The organism is Pacificoceanicola algae, assembly GCF_049341065.1.
GTDB lineage: Bacteria > Pseudomonadota > Alphaproteobacteria > Rhodobacterales > Rhodobacteraceae > Pacificoceanicola.
Genome location: NZ_JBMPIX010000002.1, coordinates 309,509 through 330,333 on the forward strand (window position 1 = coordinate 309,509; position 20,825 = coordinate 330,333).

Sequence of the window (20,825 nt, forward strand, 5' to 3'; positions counted from 1 at the left end):
AGACGTGGATCAAGCACCCTTTTTCACCTCTTCCTCCATGTCGATGCCGTTCATGCGCGCCACGTGATCGGTGAGGAAGGGCACATAGTCATCCGCATGGCCGATGGCTTCGACGTAAGTGAAATACTGCCGCGTGGCCGAGGCGATCAGGGTCAGGGCGCCCGCATCCGCAGCCATGGCGTTGGCATAGCGCACGTCCTTGGAGGCATTGGCGATACTGAACTTATGCGCATCCTTGTTGCGGTCCACGGCATAGCTCATGAAGGTGTCGAAAAAGCCATTGCCCAGCCGCGACGACCCGATGACCTTTTGCACCGTTTGCGGCGAGATGCCGACCTTGGCGCCCAGCACGGTCGCCTCGGCATAAAGGGCCGCGTAGGACATGGAAATCAGGTTCATCAGCAGCTTCATCTTGTGACCTGCACCGGTTTCACCGACGCGGTTGATGTTGCCAGCCCAGCATTCGATGATCGGCAGCACCTTGGCATAGCTTTCGTCGTCGGCGCCAACCATGGCGTCCAGAGTGCCTTCTTCGGCCTCTTTCGGAGTGCGGCCAAGCGGGGCATCGACGATCTTGCCGCCCTTTTCCGCCAGTTCAGCAGCCAGTTTCATGGTCGAGGTCGGATCAGCCGTCGAGGCATCAACAACGATCAGCCCCGGACGCGCGCCCGCCAGAATACCATCGGGTCCGTGATAAATCGCCTCGATCTGCGGCGAGTTGGACAGGCACAGGTGGATGACGTCGCAGGCCTCGGCCATCTCGCGCGGGGTTTGCACCTCAGTCGCGCCCATGCCAATCAGGCTTTCGACCGGAGCGCGGTTGCGGTTGCCCTTGACCACAAGGGAATAGCCGCCCTGAAGGATGTTCTTGGCCATGCCGTGGCCCATCAGGCCAACGCCGATAAAGCCCACTGTCGGTTTGTCTGTCATCTGTCTTTCCTCCCTTATTCGGCCGCTTTGTCGGTGTGCAAAGGCGGCAACATCTTACCCGGGTTAAGAATGCCCTTGGGGTCAAGCGCCTGCTTGATTGCCCGCATATAGGCCACGGCGGGGCCGTGCTCCTTTAGCATCAAGCCCTGTTTTCCGACGCCGATGCCATGTTCGCCGCTGACCGTGCCGCCCAGACGCAGGGCGGTGTCGGCAAGGGCCTTGGTGAATTTTTCGGCGCGGGCCATTTCATCGGGGTCATTGGGGTTGACCGAAACCCCGGCGTGGAAATTGCCATCGCCCACATGGCCGACAATCGTCGAGGTCAGGCCCAGTTTGACCGCGTCTTCCTGCGCCTGCACCACCGCCTCGGCCAATTGGCTGATCGGCACGCAGACATCGGTGGGCCAAAGGCTTTTTCCCTTGCCCAGCGCCGCGCTGGCGTAATGGGCGCTATGGCGCATCTTCCACAGGGCACTGCGATCCTCGGCGCGGGTGGCTGTGCGCCAGCCCGCCGCGCCGAAGTCATCGGCAATCTCGGCAAAGGTCGCCATCTGTTCGGCGACGCCCGCTTCGCTGCCGTGGAATTCCAGAAACAGATGCGGCATTTCCGGCAGACCAGCATCCGCATAGGCGTTGAAACCGCGCACCATCATATGGTCCAGCAGTTCGATCCGCGCCATGGGCAGGCCCGACTGGATCGTCAGGATCACGCAGTTCACCGCGTCTTCGACCGTTTCAAAACGGCAGGTCGCTGCGGCCGTTGCCTCGGGGATGCCCTGCAGCCGCAAGGTCAGTTCCGTGATGATGCCCAGCGTGCCTTCGGAGCCAATCAGAAGGTGCGTCAGATCATAACCGGTCGAGCTTTTGCGCGCCTTGGTGCCGGTGCGGATCACCGTGCCGTCGGCCATCACGGCCTCAAGCGCGAGAACATTCTCGCGCATGGTACCATAGCGCACAGCGGTGGTGCCCGACGCCCGCGTGCCCGCCATCCCGCCCATCGAGGCATTTGCGCCCGGATCAACCGGAAAGAACAACCCGGTGGCGCGCAACTCTTCGTTCAGGGCGATGCGGGTGATGCCGGGCTGGACTACGGCATTCAGGTCCTCGGCGTTGACCGCCAGCACCTTGTTCATCCGGTTCATATCCAAAGATATCCCCCCCGCGATCGCCAGATGCTGCCCCTCAAGCGAACTGGCCGCGCCATAAGGCGTGACCGGGCAATCCGCCGCGTGGCAGATGCGCAGGATCTCTGAAACCTCTTGCGTGGTTTCGGGATAGGCCACAGCGTCGGGCGGGGTGTTGGGATAATAGGTCTCGTTCTGGCCGTGCAGGCTGCGGTCGGCTTGCGTCGTCACAAGCCGATCGCCCAGTTGAGCGGACAATTGCACTATGGCGGTTTCGATCGTCATGTCTGTTTCAGTCCGGAATAGATGGCCAGCGCGACCACCAGCAGCATTGAGGCCGCCATCAGATAGTTGATACGGCGTTGGCCGCTTTCGCTCAGGTTCAGTTTGTGCAGGCTCGCCCCGGCCCAAAGCCAGCCAAGGTGGATGGGAATCCAGATGGCGTTGACGATCAGCAACTTGGCGAGGGTTTCGAACATCAGGTTGTCAGGGGCAAAGGCAAAGCCCGCGAACAGCGTGGTGTTGACCGCATAAGCCTTTGGGTTGATGGCCTGAAGCGCAATCCCAGCCAGAACGGCAGGCGGCGCCTTGGCCTCGATGAAGGCGATCTTCGACCCAGCAAAGGCGATGCGCGCAGCAAGGTAGATCAGATAAGCCACCGAGGCGACCATCAGCACGGTGCGGATCACCGGCACCGAAAGCACCACGGCCGCGACCCCCGAAATTACAGCCAAGGCCACCAGATTCGTACCGATGAACAGGCCCAGAACATAGCGAAGCCCGGCGCGCACGCCATAAGCCGCACCCAGACCGGCCGTCGACAAGACCCCCGGCCCCGGCGTGATGATCAGGAAAAGAACGGCGGCGGCAAAGCTCAGCATAGGCGCTGGCCTGCGGGCGCTTGGCGCAAAGGCATTGGATCCCCTCCCAAGGACATTGATCCGGCGACGCCTGCTTGCATCGCGGGATAAATGGTATACCATTTCCATCAAGTCGATTTTGCCCCGGAATGTCAACGCCCCGCAGCGGGCAGGTAAGGGGTTTGGGAGGACATATGAATTTGTTTGATCTGAACGGGCGCCGGGCGCTCGTGACTGGCTCGTCCATGGGAATCGGTCTGGCGCTTGCGCGCGGGCTGGCGCAGGCGGGGGCAACGCTGGTGCTCAACGCCCGCAACGCCGAGCGTCTCGAAGAAGCCGCAACAACGCTCCGGGCCGAAGGGGCCAGCGTCGACACCCTGCCCTTTGACGTGACCAATGCCGAAGCGGCCCGCACTGCCGTCGATGCCTATGAGGCGCAGCACGGTGCCATCGACATCCTTGTGAACAACGCCGGGATGCAGCACCGCACCCCCTTGGAGGATTTCCCGCCCGAGGCCTTTGACACACTAATGCGGACCAACGTGAACTCGGTCTTCTACGTCGGGCAAAGCGTGGCGCGGCACATGATCAAACGTGGCCGCGGCAAGATCATCAACATCGCCTCGGTGCAAACCGCGCTCGCCCGTCCGGGCATCGCTCCCTATACTACCTCCAAGGGGGCGGTTGCGAACCTGACCAAAGGCATGGCTACCGACTGGGCCAAGTACGGGCTGAACTGCAACGCCATTGCGCCGGGTTATTTCGACACCCCGCTGAATGCAGCGCTTGTCGCCGACCCCGAGTTTTCCGCTTGGCTGGAAAAGCGCACCCCGGCTGGCCGCTGGGGCAAGGTCGAGGAACTGGTTGGCGCCTGTATCTTCCTGTCCTCGGACGCCGCCAGCTTTGTGAATGGTCATACCCTCTTTGTTGACGGTGGCATCACCGCAAGCCTTTAAAGGAGCCCCCCAATGCTGCCCTTTTCGAACCCCGATCCCAAAGCCTGCCTTGTCACGCGCATCTGGCGGCCCGGTCTTGGCCCTGCGCTTGTCACCCTGCGCGGCGACACCGTGGTTGACATCACATCCCGCGAAGCACCCACCCTGCGTGACCTGCTCGAACGTGACGACGCCGCCGATTACGTCACCCATGCTGGCGGCGAAGAGGTTATCTCGCTTGCCGATCTGAACGACGCATCGACCGAAACCGCAAGCCCGGACAGCCTTCGCTTTCTCGCGCCGCCCGATTTGCAGGCCATCAAGGCCTCGGGCGTGACCTTCGCCGAATCCATGGTCGAACGGGTGATCGAGGAACAGGCCGCGGGCGACGCTGATCGTGCCGATGAGATCCGCCAAAAAGTGCAGGGCGTCATCGGCAACAGCCTGTCGGGGATCGAGCCCGGCAGCGCCAAGGCGATGGAGGTCAAGCGCGTTCTACAGGCCGAAGGGCTTTGGTCCGCCTATCTTGAGGTCGGCATCGGCCCGGACGCCGAGGTTTTCACCAAATGTCAGCCCATGGCCTCGGTCGGCTGGGGCGCGTCGGTCGGGCTGCACCCGATTTCCACATGGAACAACCCCGAGCCCGAGATTGTCCTAGCGATCAACAGCCGCGGCCAGATCAAGGGCGCGACCCTTGGCAACGACGTCAACCTGCGCGACGTCGAGGGGCGCTCGGCCCTGCTTTTGGGTAAGGCCAAGGACAACAACGCCTCTTGCGCGATCGGGCCGTTCCTTCGGCTGTTCGATGGGGACTATGGCATGGCTCAAGTCGAAAGCGCCGAGCTGACGCTGAAAGTAACGGGCGAGGATGGCTTTGTTCTGAACGGCCACAGTTCGATGAAGAAGATCAGCCGCCGACCTGCGGATATCGTCGCCCAGACCATAGGGCGCCATCACCAGTATCCCGACGGGTTCTTCCTGTTTCTCGGAACGCTCTTCGCCCCGATCCAGGACCGCGACGCGCCCGGGCAGGGCTTTACCCACAAGATGGGTGACGTGGTTTCGATCTCGGAGCCGGGCTTGGGCGAATTGCGCAACACCGTGCGCCTGTCGACAGAAGCGCCGGAATGGAGCTTTGGCACCGGACAACTGATGCGCAACCTGTCGGCCCGGGGCCTTCTATGAGCCGATTTCTCTGTCTGGGTGAAATCATGGTCGAAATGGCCCCGGCCGACGCGGGGTTGTTTCGCATGGGCTTTGCCGGGGATACCTTCAACTGCGCATGGTACGCCCGCCGCTTGCTGCCTGCGGACTGGACCGTGGGGTATGGCACCGCCGTCGGCACCGATGCGGTCTCGGGCGATATGATCGACTTCATCGCTGAGCAGGGCATCGAGACAAACGCCGTGCGCCGCGATCCCAGCCGGACCGTCGGTCTCTATATGATCCAGCTCGCTGGGGGCGAGCGCAGCTTTTCCTACTGGCGCGGGCAATCGGCGGCCAAGACGCTGGGCGACGATCCGGCATGGCTGGATCAGATCCTAGATGGGCAAGACGTCGTGCAATTTTCGGGCATCACGCTGGCGATCCTGCCACCCGAGGGGCGCACCGCGCTTTGCGCAGCCCTTGCGCGCGCAAGGGCGCGTGGCAGTCATATCGCCTTTGACACCAACCTGCGCCCGCGCTTGTGGGAGGACGCAGAAACCATGTCCAAAGGCCTGCTGATGGGCGCCGCGGTATCGGACACCGTCCTGCCCTCGTTCGACGAAGAGCAAATGGCCTTTGGCGACATCACGCCCGACGACACCATCGCCCGCTACAAGGGCCTTGGCGCCACCACCATTGCGGTCAAGAACGGGGCCGAGATTTGCCACGTCTGGTCACAGGCCGAAGGAGACTTCCGCTACGATCCCCCCGCCGTCCCGCAGGTGATCGACAGCACAGCGGCCGGCGACAGCTTTGGCGCGGGCTTTCTTGCGGCGCGGGCCACCGGGGCCACGGTTGCCGATGCGACAAAACAGGCGGCGCATCTGGCGGCGCAAGTCATTCAACAACGCGGGGCCCTCGCGCCCCAGATCTTTGAGGGAGGGACCCCATGAACATCCTGATTATCGGCGGCGGCGGCATGGTCGGCCAGAAACTCGCCCGCAAACTCGCCTCGCGCGGCGAATTGCGCGGCAAGGAAATCACCAAGCTGACCCTCGCAGACATCAACGACCCGGCCCGCATCGAGGCCCCCTTCCCGGTGGACTACACCACCTGCGACATTTCTGACCGTGCTTCGGTCGATGCCACGATCGCGGCGGATGTGGACGTGATCTACCTGCTGGCGGCCGTGGTCTCGGCCCATGCTGAAGAGGATTTCGACTTCGGCTACAAGATCAACATGTATGGCACCATCAACGTTCTGGAACGCGCCCGCGCATTGGGGACCAAACCGGTCTTGGTCTTTACCTCTTCGATCGCCGTGTTCGGCGGCGAAGTCCCGCAACCCTATACCGACAACTCCGCCCTCAACCCGCAAATTTCCTACGGCGCGCAGAAACTGATCGGCGAACTGCTGGTCGAAGATTACGCCCGCAAGGGATTCATTGACGGGCGCGGCTTTCGCCTGCCAACGATCTCGGTCCGCCCCGGCGCGCCAAACCGCGCGGCCTCGGGCTTCATGTCCTCGATCTTCCGCGAACCGTTGCAGGGCCAACCGGCCAACTGCCCGGTCGACAAGGATTTCCCGCATTTCTATCTCTCGCCCCGGCAATGCGTCGAAAACCTTGTCACCGCCGCGGAAATCGAGGCAGAAGCCTTTGGTAAGCGCCGTTGCATGACCATGCCGGGCAGGGTCTGGACCATTGGACAGATGATCGACGCCATGACCGCCGTCGCTGGCCCTGAACCTGCCAAGCTGATTACATGGAATGCGCAGCCGGAAATCCAGACCATCCTTGATGGCTGGCGGCTCGACGTGCGTCCGGAAAAGGCCGCCACGCTCGGCCTAAAGGCCGACAGCAGCTTTGAGGACAACATCCGATTCTTCCTCGAAGACGATCTGCCCGGCTAATCCGTCTTCACTGGTCTGAAAATATCACGGGGGGCGCAGCTTGCTGCGCGGGGGCACGGCCCCCTCCCCGCCCTGAACGGAGCGTCATACATGACCCAATTCGCCAAATACCCCGGCCTCAAAGGCACCTCGGTGATTGTCACAGGCGGCGCCTCGGGCATTGGCGCTGCCATTGTCGAGGCTTTCGCAGCCGAAGGCGCCCGCGTTGGTTTTGTCGACTTCGACGAAGCCAGCGCCGCCAAACTGCTTGAGCGACTCGACGGTGACATCGCTTTTGAACCCTGCGACCTGCGCGACATCGACCAATTGCAGTCTTCCTTCGCCAAACTGGCCGAGCGTATCGGCACGCCCACGGTTCTGGTCAACAACGCCGCGCGCGACGACCGCCATGACTGGACCGAAGTCACACCTGATTTCTGGGACGAGCGCATGAATACAAACCTGCGCCACCAGTTCTTTGCGATTCAGGCGGTGGCGCCGGGCATGATCAAGGCGGGCAAAGGCTCGATCATCAATATGGGATCGGTCAGTTGGATGATGCCGCAAGGCGGGATGCCCGCCTATACCACCGGAAAATCCGCCGTTCACGGGCTGACGCGCGGTATCGCGCAGGATCTGGGCAAGCACCGCATCCGCGTGAATACCGTCGTCCCCGGCTGGATCCTGACCGAACGCCAACGCGAATTGTGGCTGACCCCCGAAGCCGAGAAGAAACATCTTGAGCGGCAAATCCTGCCCGATCTGATCGAGCCAGTGTATCTGGCGCGGATGGTGCTGTTCCTGGCCTCTGACGATGCGGCGATGTGTACGGCGCAGGATTTCTACGTCGAAGCCGGGACAGTTTGAGCGAGTCGTTTTCCGGGCCAGCCCGCTACGTCGCCGCTGCGGTAAATTCCACGACAATAATCAGGCCGCCGGTGTACGATCCGGCGGCCTGTTTGCCGGGTCAGTTCACTGGCGTGACCAAGTCTTTGCCTTCAAGGTGGGCAGTGACGTTGTCCAGTTGCAGCATGGCCATCGCGCGGCGGGTTTCCACCGTGCCCGAACCTTGGTGCGGTTGCAGAACCACGTTGTCCAACGCGGCAAAACGCGGGTCGATGTTCGGCTCGTTCAGGAAGACATCCAGACCAGCGCCCGCAATTGTGCCATTCTCGAGCGCGTCCAGCATGGCGCCTTCGTCAATGGTCGTCCCACGCGAAATGTTGATGATCACACCGCGCGGGCCAAGCGCCTCGATCGCTTCGCGCGTGACGTAATTTTCCGTGGCCGGGCCACCCACAAGAGCGATCACCATGAAATCCACCGCCTGCGCCAGCGACACGACATCGGCATGAAAGGTCCAACCCGGCGTCTCTTTTTCGCTGCGGGCGTGATAATGGATGTCCATCTTGAAGGCCGCCAGACGATCAGCGATCTCGCGCCCGATGCGGCCAAGACCGACGATCCCGACGCTGGAGCCGCTGGCCTTGCGGTTCAGAGGCAGCTCTCCCTCTTTCGCCCATAGACCGGTCCGTGCACGCGCATCGCCTGCAATCATGTTGCGGCTTTGAGCCAGCAGCATGGCCACCGCAAGGTCCGCCACGTCGTCGTTCAGAACGTCCGGGGTGTTGGTCACCTTGACGCCGCGCGCAGAGGCGGCGCTGACGTCTATGGCGTCATAGCCGACGCCGAAATTCGCGATCACACCAAGGTTCGGGAAATGGTCCATCGCGTCGCCGCCAAAAGCCTTGTGGCCCTTGTAGGCAATGGCCCGCACCTGAGCGCGGGTTTCGTCGTCGAGCGCGCCCATCTCTTCGGGTCCGGCGACGTAGGTGCTGGAATGGGCGGCCTCCAGCCGGGCGCGTTCCTCGGCGTTGAAGGCACCGGCGATCAATAGGGGAGTACGGCTCATATCGTGTCCTTTCACAGAAGCTTGGCGATGCGGGACAGCGCCTCTTGGATGTTTTCCGCCGAATTGGCGTAGGAAAAGCGCAGGTAACCTTCACCCCATTTTCCGAATGAGGTGCCAGCGACCGTGGCAACGCCTGCCTCGTCCAGAAAGCGGTTCTGCGCCTCCATCGCGGTCAGGCCGGTGCCTTCGATATTCGGGAAAGCGTAAAACGCCCCCGCCGCATCGGCGCAGCGCACGCCGGGCAGCGCGTTCAACCCGTCAACGATGATCTGGCGGCGTTTGTCGAATTGTTCCAGCATGGCATAGACTGCATCCTGCGGCCCGTTCAGCGCGGCAATCCCGGCGTATTGGGTGGCGGCATTGACGCAGGAATGATCGTTGATGCACAGCCGCGTGACATGATCGACGCAGGCATCGGGCCAGACCGCATAGCCAAGGCGCCAGCCTGTCATCGCATAGGTCTTGGACCAGCCATCCAGCATGATCAGCCGGTCGCGGATTTCCGGATACTGCAAGAGCGATACGTGCTCGCGCCCGCCGTACAGCATGTTTGAGTAAATCTCGTCCGACATCAGGGCGACGTTTGGATGCGCCTCGAGGCCTTTGACCAGCTTGTCGATTTCTTCGCGCGGGGTGACGCCTCCGGTCGGGTTGGCGGGCGAGTTGATGATGATCAGGCTCGTGCGGTCGGTAATCTGGCCCAGCACTTCCTCGGCATTGAAGGCAAAGCCGTTCTCTTCCTTCAAAGCGATCGGCACCGGGGTGGCGCCGGAATATCTGATCACGCTTTCGTAGATCGGAAATCCGGGGTTGGGGTACATGATTTCCGCGCCGGGCTGACCAAACATCAGGCAGGCAAAGAACATCGTCGGCTTGCCGCCCGGCTGGATCACCACGTTGTCGGGGTTGACCTCGACGTTGTGGCGGCGGTGCAGATCGGCGCTGACGGCCTCGCGCAGCGCTGGCAGACCGTTGGCGGGGGTATAGCCGTGATGGCCATCGCGCAGTGCCTTGATCCCGGCCTCGACGATATGTTCGGGCGTCTGGAAATCGGGCTGGCCGATGCCAAGATTGATGATGTCGCGTCCTTCGGCGGCCAGTTTGCCCGCACGGGCCAGAACCATGAAGGCGGATTCGGTGCCGAGCCGTGACAGGCTATCGGCGAATTTCAACTGTGTCATAGGTGTCCCTCCCCGGGGCGCCCAAGGTCAGGTGGGGCGCTATGGGAATTTTGGTATACCAGAAGACACAACGTTTCCAGAGGGGGAATGCATCGCGTTCTGCGCAAGCTCTGTGCAATATGGTGCCCGAGTGGCCCTAGCCTTTCGCCAAGGCATAGGTCACCTGCGCCTCGGCCATGCCAAAGCGCGCGGGGGCCAAGGCCAACCAGTAGTCCGCCGCAGCTGCCCTTTCGCCGCCAAGCCCCGCGACACGCTGCGCCAGACAGGCTGAAACGGCGGCCCATCCAGCCCGCAGATAACCGTCAGCGGCCGCCAGTTGCGCCGATGCGCTTGCCTTTGCCAGCCGTTCCGAGAGCGCCTCGAACTGCGCCAGCAAGTCGATCCCCGGTCCCTCGCCCAACTCTCCGCGCATCCGGTCGCCAAGCGCTTTCAGCCCTGCGCCTTGGTCTTTCAACAGGCGCCGGAACAGGAAATCCTGCCCCTGCATACCTGTGGTGCCCTCGTAGATGGTGCAGATGCGGGCATCGCGGAACAGCCGCTCGGCCGACCATTCACGGGTATACCCTGCGCCGCCAAGAACCTGAATCGTCGCGCTGGTGGCCTCTTGCGCGCCCTCGCCACAGAACGTCTTGGCCAGTGGCAACAGGAAGGCGGCATAGGCCTGCATGCCCGCGTCGGTTCTGCCTTCTTCGACGGCCACGGCGGCCTCGAACATCAGTGCGGTTGTCACCGCCGCCTGCGCATCGATCGCCAACAATTGGCGCTGCACATCCGGGTGCGAGATGATCGGCACAGGGGGCGATTTTGGCGATCCGCCCTGTTTGCGATCCTCCGCATAGGCACGGGCGAGCGCGGCGCAACGCAGGATGATCCCCGCGCCCTGCCCGCCAACCTGAAGGCGCATCAATTCAATCATGGTGAACAGTTGCGCCAGCCCGCGACCGGGCGCGCCGATCATCGTGCCAAGCGAGTCTTCGAAGCGCATCACGCAGGTTGGTGATCCGTGCAGACCCAGCTTTTCCTCGATCCGTTCCACGCGAATGCCGTTGTCCGCGCCGTCATCGGTGATGTTGGGCACAAGGAACAGCGACAGCCCGCGTGTGCCCTCTTCAGGCGTGCCGGTGCGGGCCAAGGCCAGATGACCAATGCGATCTGTCATGTCGTGATCGCCAAAACTGATCCAGCATTTTGTTCCGGACAGCCGCCAAGTGCCGCCGTCCTTGACCGCCTTGGTGCGAATGCGCCCCACGTCCGATCCCGCGTCGGGTTCCGAGATGCAGATGGTCACAGCCCAGTCGCCCGCCGCCAGCCTGGGGCACCAGACATCGCGCAGGTCTGGCGCCAGTTCGGCAAGCAGATGCGCCCCGGCACGCGATGACCCCAGCGCCATCATAAAGGGCATGGCCGCGCCCTCGAACGGCAGACTGGCCGCAACGTGCAAGGCCAAAGGCAGACCCATGCCGCCAAAATCCGGGTCCAGATCGGCACAAATCCAGCCATCCGCGCCAAATCGTCGATAGGTTTCGGGATAGCCTGCCGGGGTCTTGACCCGTCCGCTTTCAATCCGGCAATGCTCGGCGTCGGCCACCCCGGCCAAAGGGTCAAGCACCGCCTCGGCCAGCTTGCGCGCCTCATCCAGAATCTGCGCCACGCCGGTGTCGTCCAGCCCTGCGCGGTCAGCCTGCGCTGCCCAACCCGGAGTGGCCTGAAGCAGCGAAAGGATCGTTTCGTCGGTCATGGATCAGGTGTCCCCAATTCGATCACGCGCGGGTCTTCGGACCACAAGGCCTCGGCCAGATCGGCGCGATGGCGCAGCACGGCACGCTGGTTGATGCTGCCTTTGTCGGTGACTTCGCCCTTGTCGAAATCCAAGGGCACGGCGAGATAAATCAACCGCTTGACCCGTGTGGCAGACCCGGTGGCCCGTTTGGCATGTTCCGCCAGCCGTTCGGCTGTTACGTGGCGCACCTTGGGATGAGCCAGCAAGGCTTCGCCCTCCAATGGCTCTCCCGCCAGATCGCGCAGGGCTGACCAGTTCGGAACCACCAAAGCGCCAAGTTCCAGATGCCCTTCCCCCGCGATCACCACGTCGCTGGCAAGACCGCCCAGCTCGTTGGTCAAAACAGCGCGCAGCGGCCCGACGGCAACCCAGGTTCCCGAGGCCAGCTTGAAATTCTCGGCCAGGCGTCCATCGAACAGGAACCCCTTTGAGGCATCCCCCGGCACGGCAAATTTGAAGGCGTCCCCGAAGGAGTAGAAGCCTTCCTCATCAAACGCTTTGGCGGTGAGTTTGTCGTTGTGCCAATACCCCGGCGTGATTGACGGGCTTTTGACGCGGCCTTCCAGCTTGTCCCCCTGCGGCACCAGTTTCAGCGTGACGCCATGTGCTGGCACCCCAAGGTTGCCGGATTTTTCCTGCCGGTCGGTATTGATCAAGGCAAAGGGGCCGGTTTCTGTGGCCCCGAAGCCGGTGGTCAACAGCACACCGCCGGGCACCATTTCTTCGCTGACCTTGGTCAGGCGGTCCCAAACCGGCTGGCTCATACCGGCGCCGGCGTAGAACAACATCTGGAGGTCCTTGAAAAAGGTCTCGCGCAGCGCCGCGTCGGTTTCAAAGGCGTCCAAGAGCATCTGAAACCCCAGCGGGACGTTGAAATACCATGTCGGCGACACGTCGCGCAGGTTTTCAATGGTCCGGCCTATGGCACCGGGCGTCGGGCGGCCATCATCAATGTAATAGGTGCCGCCATTATAGAGAACCATGTTGAAGACCTTGTTGCCGCTGGCGGTATGGTTCCACGGCGCCCAATCGACGACCACCGGCGGCGTTGTCTTCATGAAGGTAAAACACTGCTGAACGATCTGCTGGTTCGAGCACAGCATCTTGTGCGTTTGGATCACGGCCTTGGGTGAACCCGTAGTGCCTGAAGTAAAGAGAAACTTGGCAACGGTGTCGCCGGTGATGGCGTCATGCGCGACCTGCGCGGCGTCGCTCCACGCGGTTTGGGCAAGCTCATCAAAGGCGATGGTCTTGGTGCCCTCAACCACGCCGGTCAAGGAGACGATCGGAATATCACTGCCGAATACCTCAAGGATCGCCGGGGCAAACCTGGCCGCATCATCGGCAAAGATAACGCCGGGGGTCAGCTGATCTGCAATATCACGCAGTTTCAGGTAATCTCCGCCGGACAGCGCATAGGCTGGCGCCAGCGCCGCAGAGGGCACGCCCACATGCTGCGCGCCAAGCGCCATCAACGCGTGGGCAATCGAGTTGCCCGACAGGATCAAGACCGGGTGATCACGGTCCAGTCCCAGCTTGACAAGGCCAGCCCCGATGGACCGCACCTTTTGCGCGGCCTGAGCATAGGTCACTTTTCGCCAGTTGCGATCCTGGTCGCGTTCGGCAATCCAGTCTCGATCCGGGGTCTTTTCCGCCCAGCCGATCAGCGGTTCGGTGATGCAACGGGGATAGGCGGCCAGCGGCGTGTCCTGCCACACAAGGATAGAGCCATCGGCACGCGTTTCGCTGCGCACCTCGGGCGTCCAGAAGTCTACGGGTTTGCGCGCTTGGGTCATGACTCCTCCTCCACGGCCAGCTTGGATGCAAGTTGACTCGAATCGAAAAAATTGTCTACTAGGAAACAGAATGGCCGTCTGAAGAGGCGGAAACTGGGAGGAAATGCATGCCTAAGATCGTAGATGGGGCCGCGGGCTTTGTCACCTATGAGTTGCGCGGCGAGGTCGCGTTGATTGGTCTGAACCGTCCGAAAAAGCGCAATGCGATTTCCGACCGGTTTGTTGAGGCGATCAATGACTCTGTCGCGCGCGCGTCAGCCGAGGCGAAGGCTGGGGTGATCCATGGCCACGGCCCTCATTTCTGCGCTGGTCTGGACCTGTCCGAACATTCGGAAAAGCCGCTGTTCGAAGCGGTCAAAGGCTCGCGGCGCTGGCATGCGGTGTTCAACACGATCGAACGCGGGACCATCCCCTTTGTCAGTGCGCTGACCGGGGCGACCGTCGGCGGCGGCTTTGAGCTGGCCGCCAGCACGCAGATCCGTGTCGCGGACAGCACGGCTTTTTTCGCCCTGCCCGAAGGCCAGCGTGGTATCTTCGTAGGCGGAGGCGGCTCGGTCCGCATTGCCCGTCTGATCGGCCCTGCGCGCATGGGTGACATGATGCTGACCGGCCGGGTGCTGTCAGCCGATGCGATGGAGCGTTGGGGCGGCGTCACCTATGTGACCGAAGAGGGCAAGGCGCTGGAGCGCGCCATCGAGGTCGCCAGCCAGATGGCCACGAACGCCGAGTTCACCAATTACGCGATCATCAACGCCCTGCCCCGGATTGCCGATATGTCCGCCGAAGACGGGCTTTTTGCGGAAAGCATGGTCGCTTCGCTGGCCACCATGACGGATGATGCCAAGGACCGCTTGCGTGCATTTCTTGAAAAGCGCGCCGCCAAGGTGCAGGCTCCTGGCGATGGCTGATCTGCAAACCCCCTCGCGCACGACCGAGGATGTCCAGTTCGGGCAGCTTTCGGGTTCACTCGGATTTTTGTTGCGCCTCTCGCAGCTGCAAAGCTTTGCAGATTTCTATACCGGAATGGGGGATCTGAACGTCCGCCCCGGTGAAATCTCGGTGCTGATGCTGATTGCCCAAAATCCCGGGGTCCGGCAGGGCGTTCTGGCCCGCGCGCTGATGATAAAGCGCGCCCATATGACCAAGATGATCCGCGCCATGGAGGATGCGGACATCGTTTCGCGCACCGTGCCCGCAGATGACCGTCGCTCGATCGAGTTGTGGTTGACCGACAAGGGCCGCGCAAGGTTGGACGCCATGCAAGAGCCCTTTATCGCGCATGAATCCCGAAACACCTCCGGACTAAGCGACGCTGAAGAGGCCCAGCTCAAATCCCTGCTTCGCAAATATCTGGGGCTTGATGCCCCGAAGGACCTGTAGACCATGCCCATGAACATCGACGATCTTGTCGCCATCGACTTTCACACCCACGCGGAAGAGCCCTGCTGCGGGCCGCGCGATGATGGCTATGACGATTTTCAGGCCGGTATGGCCGCCTATTTCAAGAACCCGGCAGGCGCCTCTGGCATGTTGCCTTCGGTCCAGCAAACCGCCGAGTATTTCCGCGAACGCAAGATCGGCGCGGTGATCTTTCCGGTCGATGCCGAGCGCGAAACCGGCTTTCGCCGCTATTCCAACGAAGAGGTCGCACAGATCTGCGCCGAGAATGACGACATCCTGATCCCTTTCGCCAGCATTGACCCGGCCAAAGGCAAGGCTGGCGCCCGCGAAGCGCGCCGTCTGGTCCGCGAGTTTGGCGTAAAGGGCTTCAAGTTTCACCCGACCATGCAGGGCTTTTTCCCCAACGAACGCTGGGCCTATCCGCTGTATGAGGCCATCGCCGAGGAAGGTGGGATAATGCTGTTCCACACCGGGCAAACGGGTGTAGGTTCAGGCATGAAAGGCGGCATGGGCATGCGGCTGAAATATTCGAACCCCGTGCATATCGACGATGTCGCCGTCGATTTCCCGGACACCCCGATCGTGCTGGCACACCCGTCCTTTCCCTGGACCGAAGAGGGTCTGATGGTCGCTCAGCACAAACCCAACGTCTATATCGACATGTCCGGCTGGTCGCCCAAGTATTTCCCGCCGATCTTCGTGCAATATGCCAATACCATCCTGAAGAAAAAGATGCTGTTCGGCAGCGACTGGCCCGCGATCACACCGGATCGCTGGTTGGCGGATTTTGAAGAGATCGGCATCCGGGACAACGTCAAGCCTTTGATCCTGAAAGAAAATGCAAGACGGATTTTAAAGATGTAACAGAACCTGCGCCGTAGAAATCCAAGACAATTGTTAAGCGGCGCAGATCATGGAAACTCAGGGAGGAGAACCCCATGAAATTTACGGCCTTTACCACCGCCGCCGTTACGGCGCTCATGCTGGCCATACCCGGCACCTCGGACGCGCGCGATCTTCGCATCGCGTCGGGCGCCCCGCCGCCGCACCCCGCCACCTCGCATCTTTACAATGCACTGGCGGAATACCTGCCCGAAGAATCGAACGGCATGCTCAACGCCATCCAGCTTGGGCCAGAGGTTGTGGGCCTTGGCGGCATGAAGGACGGTTTGCAAACCGGCCTCGTGGATATCGGCAACCTGCTGCCTTTGTACTTCCCGGCGGAACTGCCGAACTTTGCTTTGGCGGGTGAGCTTTCGCTGTCCGCCAAAGACGCCCACGCCATGGGCGCGGCGCTGACCGAATACACGGTGAACTGCGCGTCCTGTCAGGAAGAACTGAAAAACTTCGGCATCGTCTTTCTGGGCTCGGGGTCATCCGATCCCTACATGCTGCTGACCAAGACCCCGGTCAAAACCGCCGAGGACATCAAGGGTCTGCGCCTGCGCTCGGGCGGCGCGCCTTACAGCCGCTGGGCCGAACATTTCGGCGCGGTTCCGGTCTCGATCAGCGTTCTGGACACTTTCGAAGCGATGAGCCAGGGCACCATTGACGGCTCCATGGCGTCGATCGGCGATTTGCTGGCCTTCCGCCTTGTGGAACTGGTCAAGGACGTGACAGCGATACCTTTGGGCACGTATTTCTCGACCTCCAACTTTGCCACGGCCAAACCGACTTGGGACGACATGTCCCCCGAGGAACGCCTTGGCCTGATGAAGGCCGCCAACAGGGCCAACGCGAATTTCACCCAGCGCTGGGGCTATGATTTCGCCGTCATCGCCCGCAAAGCCGCCGAAGAGGCCGGGATCGAATTCATCGACGCCGATCCCGCGCTGATCGAAGGGGCAACCAAGTTCGCCATGGGCGATCGCGCCACCGCCGCCGAGATCAGCAAGGAACGCTTTGGCATGGACGACGCCGAGGCCCGTGTCGAAGAGTTCATGGCCCTTGTCGCGAAGTGGGAGAAAATCTCGGACGAGGTGAACCACGACCGCGACGCCATGATCGACAAGATGTGGGAAGAAATCTGGTCCAAGGTCGACCCCGCAACCTACGGTATGTGACCTGTCTAACGGTGGCAGGCCCTCTGCCACCGCCCTTTCGGCGCGGCAAATTTCTTGAAAAGAAATTTCCAAATTCCTTTGAAAGGAATTTGTCCGCCCTCCTCATGGAAAAGCACCCCACCGCCATGCTCGACCGCCTGTTCGACCGCATATCGCAGGGTCTCGCCCTGATCGGCTCTGTCGGCCTTGTCGCCCTGCTCCTGCACGTCGGCGCCGAGGTGATCGCGCGCAATCTGCTCTCCAGCCCGATTCCCGCGACCAACCAGATCGTCAGCCATTACTATATGGTCCTGATCGCGTTTCTGCCTTTGGCCTGGGTCGAACGCAGCCGCGCCATGATCTCGGTCGAACTGATCGAAGGCTTCCTGCCCGCGCCACTGCGCCGTCTGTCCGATGCCCTTGTCGCGGCGCTGGCCTGCGTCATCTACGCGGTGCTCGCCTGGGTGACCTGGAGCGACGCACTGAAGAATTTCAAGGTCGGCTCCTTCGTCGATGTGCTGGGCCACCAACTGCCGACCTGGCCCACCTATTTCTTGCCGCCATTGGGCTTTGGCCTTGCGGCAGTCGTCACCGGCTTTCGCGCCATTCAAACCGTCGGAGGCCATAAATGAGCGTTGAAACCGGGTTTTGGGGCATTGGCGTTCTCTTTGCCCTGCTTTTTCTGCGTGTGCCCGTGGCCTTGGCGCTGATCGCCGTGTCTTTTGGCGGGATCGTATCGCTGCTGGGGGTGAAGCCCGCCCTCGGCATCCTGTCGAACACACCCTACAGCTTTACCGCGAGCTGGACCATGTCAGCGGTGCCGATGTTCCTGTTGATGGGCTTTGTCGCTTTTCACGCCAAGCTGACGGCTGGTCTGTTCGACGCCGCCAAGGCGCTGCTTCGGCGGGTGCCGGGCGCGCTGGCGGTCTCGTCGATCTTTGCCTGTTCGGGATTTGCGGCGGTGTGCGGATCCTCCATTGCCACGGCCGCCAGCATGGGACGCATCGCCATTCCCGAGATGGTCAAGGCCGGATATGCGCCCTCTATTGCGGCAGGCGCCATCGCGGCGGGCGGCACCATTGGCGCGCTGATCCCACCCTCGATCCTTATGATCCTTTACGGGGTCTTTGCCGAAACCTCGATCACCAAGGTCTTTTTGGGCGGCATTGGCATCGGCGTACTCACTGCATTCAGCTATGCGAGCATCGTCATGATGATCGCCTATCTGCGTCCGGATCTTGTCCCCCGGCGCCCCATCGAAGACGAACAGATCAGCGCCATGGAAGCCATGCGGCGCGTCTGGCCCGTGCTTGCCTTGATCGCGCTTGTATTCGGGGGCCTGTTCTCGGGCTACTTCACCGCGACCGAAGCAGGCGCCATCGGTGCGGGTGGCGCAATCCTTGTGTCCGCTGCCGTGAGAACCCTGAACTGGGAGGTCTTCAAGACCTCACTACTGGAGACGCTGCAAACCACCGCCTCCCTGCTGATCATCGGCATCGGTGCGATGATGTTCACCCGCTTTCTGGGCATCACAGGCCTGAGCAGTTTTATCGCCAAGCAGGTGGGTGCGGCGGACATCGGGTATTTTCAACTGATGTTCATGGTGGTGATCGTCTACCTGCTGCTTGGCATGGTGATGGAACCCTTTGGTGCCATGCTGGTCACATTGCCGGTGTTTATCCCGCTGCTGAACGCCGAAGGCATCAGCCTTGTCTGGTTCGGAGTGCTGGTCGTCAAGCTGCTGGAAATCGGAATGATCACCCCGCCCGTCGGCCTGAACGTCTTTGTCATTCGAAACGTCGCCAGCGAACATGTCACGACAGCGCAGATCTTTGCCGGAGTGCTGCCCTTCTTTCTGGCAGATCTGGTGGTTGTGGCCCTTGTGATCCTGTTCCCGGCACTGGTACTAACCATTCCGGACCTGATGTAGCGCGCCATAACAAGGAAACCGAAAATGAGCCAACCCCTTGTGATGATTGCCGGAGGCGGCATTGGCGGCCTGTCCGTCGCACTGACGCTGCACCAGATCGGTGTGCCCTGCGTGGTGTTCGAAAGCGTCCGTGACCTCAAGCCGCTTGGCGTCGGGATCAACCTGCAACCCAACGCTGTGCGCGAACTATACGATATGGGCATCGGGGCCGAAGCTTTGGATCGGGTCGGTGTGCCCGCCCTCGAGTGGGCGCTGGTCGGTTTGAACGGCAATGATGTCTACGCCGAGCCACGCGGCACCTTTGCGGGCTACGACTGGCCGCAGTATGCCGTGCACCGCGGCCAATTTCATATGCTCCTGTACCAAAGCTTTATCGAACGTGCCGGAGCCGAGGCCATGCGCCTTGGCCACAAGGTCACCGGTTATCGCAAGAATGCGGATGGCAGCGTAACCGCGCTGATCGACGGCCCGGATGGCGCGATCGAACAGACAGGCACCCTGCTGATCGACGCCGAGGGCATCCATTCGGCCTGCCGTGCGCAGATGCACCCCGATCAGCCGCCGATCCATTGGGGCGGCGCAATCATGTGGCGCGGCACCACGCGGGCGAAACCCATTCGGACCGGTAGCTCCTTTGTCGGGCTGGGCACGCACAAGCATCGCATGGTGATCTACCCAATCTCGCATCCGGATGAAGACGGGCTTGCCACCATCAACTGGATTGCCGAGATGACGCTGGACCCTTCCGAAGGCTGGAGCAAATCCGGCTGGTTCAAGCCGGTGGAGATTGACGAATTCGCCCACCACTTCGAGGATTTCAAATACGACTGGCTGGACGTCCCCGAAATGCTGCGCGGGGCCGACATCGCCTATGAAAACCCGATGATCGACCGTGACCCGGTGCCGACATGGGTCGACGGCCCGGTGGCTCTGATGGGTGATGCGGCCCATGCAATGTATCCCACAGGCTCGAACGGGGCCTCTCAGGCGGTGATCGACGCGCGGGCTCTGGGCGCCGCGATGGTGGACCATGGCGTGACCGAAACCGCGCTTCAGGCCTATGACGCGCAGTTGTGCGCCCCGGTGTCAGAGCTGATCCTGCGCAATCGCGGTGCGGGGCCGTTTGGCTTGTTGACACTTGTAGACGAACGGTGCGGCGGCGAATTCGACAACATTGACGACATCATCCCCGAGGCCGAGCGCACCGCCTTCATGGCGGCCTACAAAGCGGCGGCGGGCTTTGCCAAAGACAAGCTGAACGCGGCACCGCGCACGATTGCCGAGGACCTGCGCGCCAAAGGCCTTTAGCTGTTCTGCGCCCTCATTGGCGCCGGGATCACAGCGCCTGACATTTGTATGACGTCGCTGCGATTTGATCGCGGTTAATGACGCACTGGCGGGACAGACGCTATTATAGGTGTTTTACGGCCCGGCGACTTGCCTGTCGCAAATGGCCGCCATGCAGGAAAGCGTCCCAAGATGCTCATCTCTGAGATCATGCAGCGGCCTGTTATAAAGATCGCCTTTGACGCCACCGTCAAAGAAGCCGTCGTCAAAATGCACCATCACAACATCGGTTTTCTTCCCGTGGTCAAGGATGGCTGGGTGACCGGGGTCATAACAGATCGTGATATTCTGTGCCGATGTCTGGTGGACCACCAGTTGGACCTTGGTTCGACCGTCATGCACATCATGACCCGAAAGATTCACCAGTGCAGCCCGCAACAAAGCGTCAAAGACGCCGCCGCGATGATGGGGGACTTTCAGATTCGTCGGTTGCCCGTCTGTGATCCGCTTGGGTCTCTGGTTGGTGTTTTGTCCGTTGGTGATATCGCCGAGCATTGCTCGGAACTTCTTGCAGGCGAAGCGCTTGGCGAAATTGTCGAGTTTCGCTGAT

20 protein-coding genes are annotated in these 20,825 nt (G+C 61.6%); 13 read left to right on the top strand and 7 right to left on the bottom strand.

Translation table 11 applies throughout. The annotated features are described in order from the left end of the window. Positions 1-9 precede the first annotated feature (9 nt). The 3 genes from ACOYQJ_RS04055 to ACOYQJ_RS04065 are packed head-to-tail and all read right to left on the bottom strand — an operon-like array spanning position 10 to position 2,935. Positions 10-930 (bottom strand): NAD(P)-dependent oxidoreductase, encoded by a 921-nt coding sequence (locus tag ACOYQJ_RS04055; RefSeq protein WP_422904723.1) that lies wholly within the window; start codon positions 928-930, stop codon positions 10-12. Between the two features lie 14 nt (positions 931-944). Next, the gene (locus ACOYQJ_RS04060) at positions 945-2,339 is read right to left on the bottom strand and encodes an FAD-binding oxidoreductase (RefSeq protein ID WP_422904724.1); all 1,395 of its coding nucleotides are present in this window, start codon (positions 2,337-2,339) and stop codon (positions 945-947) included. Beyond that, positions 2,336-2,935: a LysE family translocator gene (locus ACOYQJ_RS04065; protein WP_422904725.1), complete on the bottom strand. Its 600-nt coding sequence runs from the start codon at positions 2,933-2,935 to the stop codon at positions 2,336-2,338. The genes ACOYQJ_RS04060 and ACOYQJ_RS04065 overlap by 4 nt, the downstream gene beginning before the upstream one ends. A 173-nt stretch (positions 2,936-3,108) precedes the next feature. Between ACOYQJ_RS04065 and ACOYQJ_RS04070 the strand changes: the two genes are divergently transcribed. From ACOYQJ_RS04070 to ACOYQJ_RS04090, 5 genes are all read left to right on the top strand, one after another. After that, positions 3,109-3,870, top strand: coding sequence for an SDR family oxidoreductase (locus tag ACOYQJ_RS04070; RefSeq protein ID WP_422904726.1), 762 nt, complete (start codon positions 3,109-3,111; stop codon positions 3,868-3,870). Between the two features lie 12 nt (positions 3,871-3,882). Beyond that, positions 3,883-5,034, top strand: coding sequence for a fumarylacetoacetate hydrolase family protein (locus ACOYQJ_RS04075; RefSeq protein ID WP_422904727.1), 1,152 nt, complete (start codon positions 3,883-3,885; stop codon positions 5,032-5,034). Continuing rightward, on the top strand, positions 5,031-5,948 hold the full coding sequence (locus ACOYQJ_RS04080) for a sugar kinase (protein ID WP_422904728.1): 918 nt from the start codon (positions 5,031-5,033) through the stop codon (positions 5,946-5,948). The genes ACOYQJ_RS04075 and ACOYQJ_RS04080 overlap by 4 nt, the downstream gene beginning before the upstream one ends. Beyond that, positions 5,945-6,907, top strand: a complete 963-nt coding sequence (denD, locus tag ACOYQJ_RS04085) for a D-erythronate dehydrogenase (RefSeq protein WP_422904729.1) — start codon at positions 5,945-5,947, stop codon at positions 6,905-6,907. The genes ACOYQJ_RS04080 and denD overlap by 4 nt, the downstream gene beginning before the upstream one ends. Before the next feature lie 90 nt (positions 6,908-6,997). Beyond that, positions 6,998-7,753: an SDR family NAD(P)-dependent oxidoreductase gene (locus ACOYQJ_RS04090; protein ID WP_422904730.1), complete on the top strand. Its 756-nt coding sequence runs from the start codon at positions 6,998-7,000 to the stop codon at positions 7,751-7,753. Positions 7,754-7,853: 100 nt separating this feature from the next. Here ACOYQJ_RS04090 and ACOYQJ_RS04095 read toward each other — a convergent pair whose 3' ends face one another. The 4 genes from ACOYQJ_RS04095 to ACOYQJ_RS04110 form a co-directional block, all read right to left on the bottom strand. Beyond that, a complete protein-coding gene (locus ACOYQJ_RS04095; RefSeq protein WP_422904731.1) occupies positions 7,854-8,798 on the bottom strand; it encodes a 2-hydroxyacid dehydrogenase in 945 nt (314 codons plus the stop codon). An 11-nt stretch (positions 8,799-8,809) separates the two neighbouring features. Then, positions 8,810-9,979: a pyridoxal phosphate-dependent aminotransferase gene (locus tag ACOYQJ_RS04100; RefSeq protein WP_422904732.1), complete on the bottom strand. Its 1,170-nt coding sequence runs from the start codon at positions 9,977-9,979 to the stop codon at positions 8,810-8,812. A gap of 136 nt (positions 9,980-10,115) precedes the next feature. Continuing rightward, the gene (locus ACOYQJ_RS04105; protein WP_422904733.1) at positions 10,116-11,717 is read right to left on the bottom strand and encodes an acyl-CoA dehydrogenase family protein; all 1,602 of its coding nucleotides are present in this window, start codon (positions 11,715-11,717) and stop codon (positions 10,116-10,118) included. After that, a complete protein-coding gene (locus ACOYQJ_RS04110; protein ID WP_422904734.1) occupies positions 11,714-13,555 on the bottom strand; it encodes a feruloyl-CoA synthase in 1,842 nt (613 codons plus the stop codon). The genes ACOYQJ_RS04105 and ACOYQJ_RS04110 overlap by 4 nt, the downstream gene beginning before the upstream one ends. Before the next feature lie 107 nt (positions 13,556-13,662). Here ACOYQJ_RS04110 and ACOYQJ_RS04115 point away from each other — a divergent pair, with 107 nt between their 5' ends. From ACOYQJ_RS04115 to ACOYQJ_RS04150, 8 genes are all read left to right on the top strand, one after another. After that, positions 13,663-14,463, top strand: a complete 801-nt coding sequence (locus tag ACOYQJ_RS04115) for a crotonase/enoyl-CoA hydratase family protein (RefSeq protein WP_422904735.1) — start codon at positions 13,663-13,665, stop codon at positions 14,461-14,463. After that, on the top strand, positions 14,456-14,935 hold the full coding sequence (locus tag ACOYQJ_RS04120) for a MarR family winged helix-turn-helix transcriptional regulator (RefSeq protein WP_422904736.1): 480 nt from the start codon (positions 14,456-14,458) through the stop codon (positions 14,933-14,935). The genes ACOYQJ_RS04115 and ACOYQJ_RS04120 overlap by 8 nt, the downstream gene beginning before the upstream one ends. Before the next feature lie 9 nt (positions 14,936-14,944). Next, positions 14,945-15,820 carry an amidohydrolase family protein gene (locus ACOYQJ_RS04125; RefSeq protein ID WP_422904879.1) on the top strand — a complete coding sequence of 292 codons (876 nt, stop codon included), beginning with the start codon at positions 14,945-14,947 and terminating at the stop codon, positions 15,818-15,820. A 74-nt stretch (positions 15,821-15,894) separates the two neighbouring features. Beyond that, positions 15,895-17,019 (top strand): C4-dicarboxylate TRAP transporter substrate-binding protein, encoded by a 1,125-nt coding sequence (locus tag ACOYQJ_RS04130; RefSeq protein ID WP_422904737.1) that lies wholly within the window; start codon positions 15,895-15,897, stop codon positions 17,017-17,019. 89 nt (positions 17,020-17,108) lie between these two features. Then, positions 17,109-17,630 carry a TRAP transporter small permease gene (locus ACOYQJ_RS04135; RefSeq protein WP_422904738.1) on the top strand — a complete coding sequence of 174 codons (522 nt, stop codon included), beginning with the start codon at positions 17,109-17,111 and terminating at the stop codon, positions 17,628-17,630. Continuing rightward, entirely contained in the window at positions 17,627-18,928 is a 1,302-nt protein-coding gene (locus ACOYQJ_RS04140; protein WP_422904739.1) for a TRAP transporter large permease, read from the top strand. The genes ACOYQJ_RS04135 and ACOYQJ_RS04140 overlap by 4 nt, the downstream gene beginning before the upstream one ends. A 24-nt stretch (positions 18,929-18,952) precedes the next feature. Beyond that, entirely contained in the window at positions 18,953-20,236 is a 1,284-nt protein-coding gene (locus tag ACOYQJ_RS04145) for a flavin-dependent oxidoreductase (protein WP_422904740.1), read from the top strand. Between the two features lie 171 nt (positions 20,237-20,407). Beyond that, positions 20,408-20,824: a CBS domain-containing protein gene (locus ACOYQJ_RS04150; RefSeq protein WP_422904741.1), complete on the top strand. Its 417-nt coding sequence runs from the start codon at positions 20,408-20,410 to the stop codon at positions 20,822-20,824. The last annotated feature ends 1 nt before the right edge of the window (position 20,825 follow it).

Coding starts and splice junctions, on each gene's coding strand:
- ACOYQJ_RS04065 (WP_422904725.1), bottom strand. CDS start 2,935: ATGCTGAGCTTTGCCGCCGCCGTTCTTTTCCTGATCATCACGCCGGGG.
- ACOYQJ_RS04115 (WP_422904735.1), top strand. CDS start 13,663: ATGCCTAAGATCGTAGATGGGGCCGCGGGCTTTGTCACCTATGAGTTG.
- ACOYQJ_RS04070 (WP_422904726.1), top strand. CDS start 3,109: ATGAATTTGTTTGATCTGAACGGGCGCCGGGCGCTCGTGACTGGCTCG.
- ACOYQJ_RS04105 (WP_422904733.1), bottom strand. CDS start 11,717: ATGACCGACGAAACGATCCTTTCGCTGCTTCAGGCCACTCCGGGTTGG.
- ACOYQJ_RS04110 (WP_422904734.1), bottom strand. CDS start 13,555: ATGACCCAAGCGCGCAAACCCGTAGACTTCTGGACGCCCGAGGTGCGC.
- ACOYQJ_RS04145 (WP_422904740.1), top strand. CDS start 18,953: ATGAGCCAACCCCTTGTGATGATTGCCGGAGGCGGCATTGGCGGCCTG.
- ACOYQJ_RS04140 (WP_422904739.1), top strand. CDS start 17,627: ATGAGCGTTGAAACCGGGTTTTGGGGCATTGGCGTTCTCTTTGCCCTG.
- denD (WP_422904729.1), top strand. CDS start 5,945: ATGAACATCCTGATTATCGGCGGCGGCGGCATGGTCGGCCAGAAACTC.
- ACOYQJ_RS04095 (WP_422904731.1), bottom strand. CDS start 8,798: ATGAGCCGTACTCCCCTATTGATCGCCGGTGCCTTCAACGCCGAGGAA.
- ACOYQJ_RS04090 (WP_422904730.1), top strand. CDS start 6,998: ATGACCCAATTCGCCAAATACCCCGGCCTCAAAGGCACCTCGGTGATT.
- ACOYQJ_RS04120 (WP_422904736.1), top strand. CDS start 14,456: ATGGCTGATCTGCAAACCCCCTCGCGCACGACCGAGGATGTCCAGTTC.
- ACOYQJ_RS04130 (WP_422904737.1), top strand. CDS start 15,895: ATGAAATTTACGGCCTTTACCACCGCCGCCGTTACGGCGCTCATGCTG.
- ACOYQJ_RS04075 (WP_422904727.1), top strand. CDS start 3,883: ATGCTGCCCTTTTCGAACCCCGATCCCAAAGCCTGCCTTGTCACGCGC.
- ACOYQJ_RS04125 (WP_422904879.1), top strand. CDS start 14,945: ATGAACATCGACGATCTTGTCGCCATCGACTTTCACACCCACGCGGAA.
- ACOYQJ_RS04055 (WP_422904723.1), bottom strand. CDS start 930: ATGACAGACAAACCGACAGTGGGCTTTATCGGCGTTGGCCTGATGGGC.
- ACOYQJ_RS04080 (WP_422904728.1), top strand. CDS start 5,031: ATGAGCCGATTTCTCTGTCTGGGTGAAATCATGGTCGAAATGGCCCCG.
- ACOYQJ_RS04100 (WP_422904732.1), bottom strand. CDS start 9,979: ATGACACAGTTGAAATTCGCCGATAGCCTGTCACGGCTCGGCACCGAA.
- ACOYQJ_RS04060 (WP_422904724.1), bottom strand. CDS start 2,339: ATGACGATCGAAACCGCCATAGTGCAATTGTCCGCTCAACTGGGCGAT.
- ACOYQJ_RS04150 (WP_422904741.1), top strand. CDS start 20,408: ATGCTCATCTCTGAGATCATGCAGCGGCCTGTTATAAAGATCGCCTTT.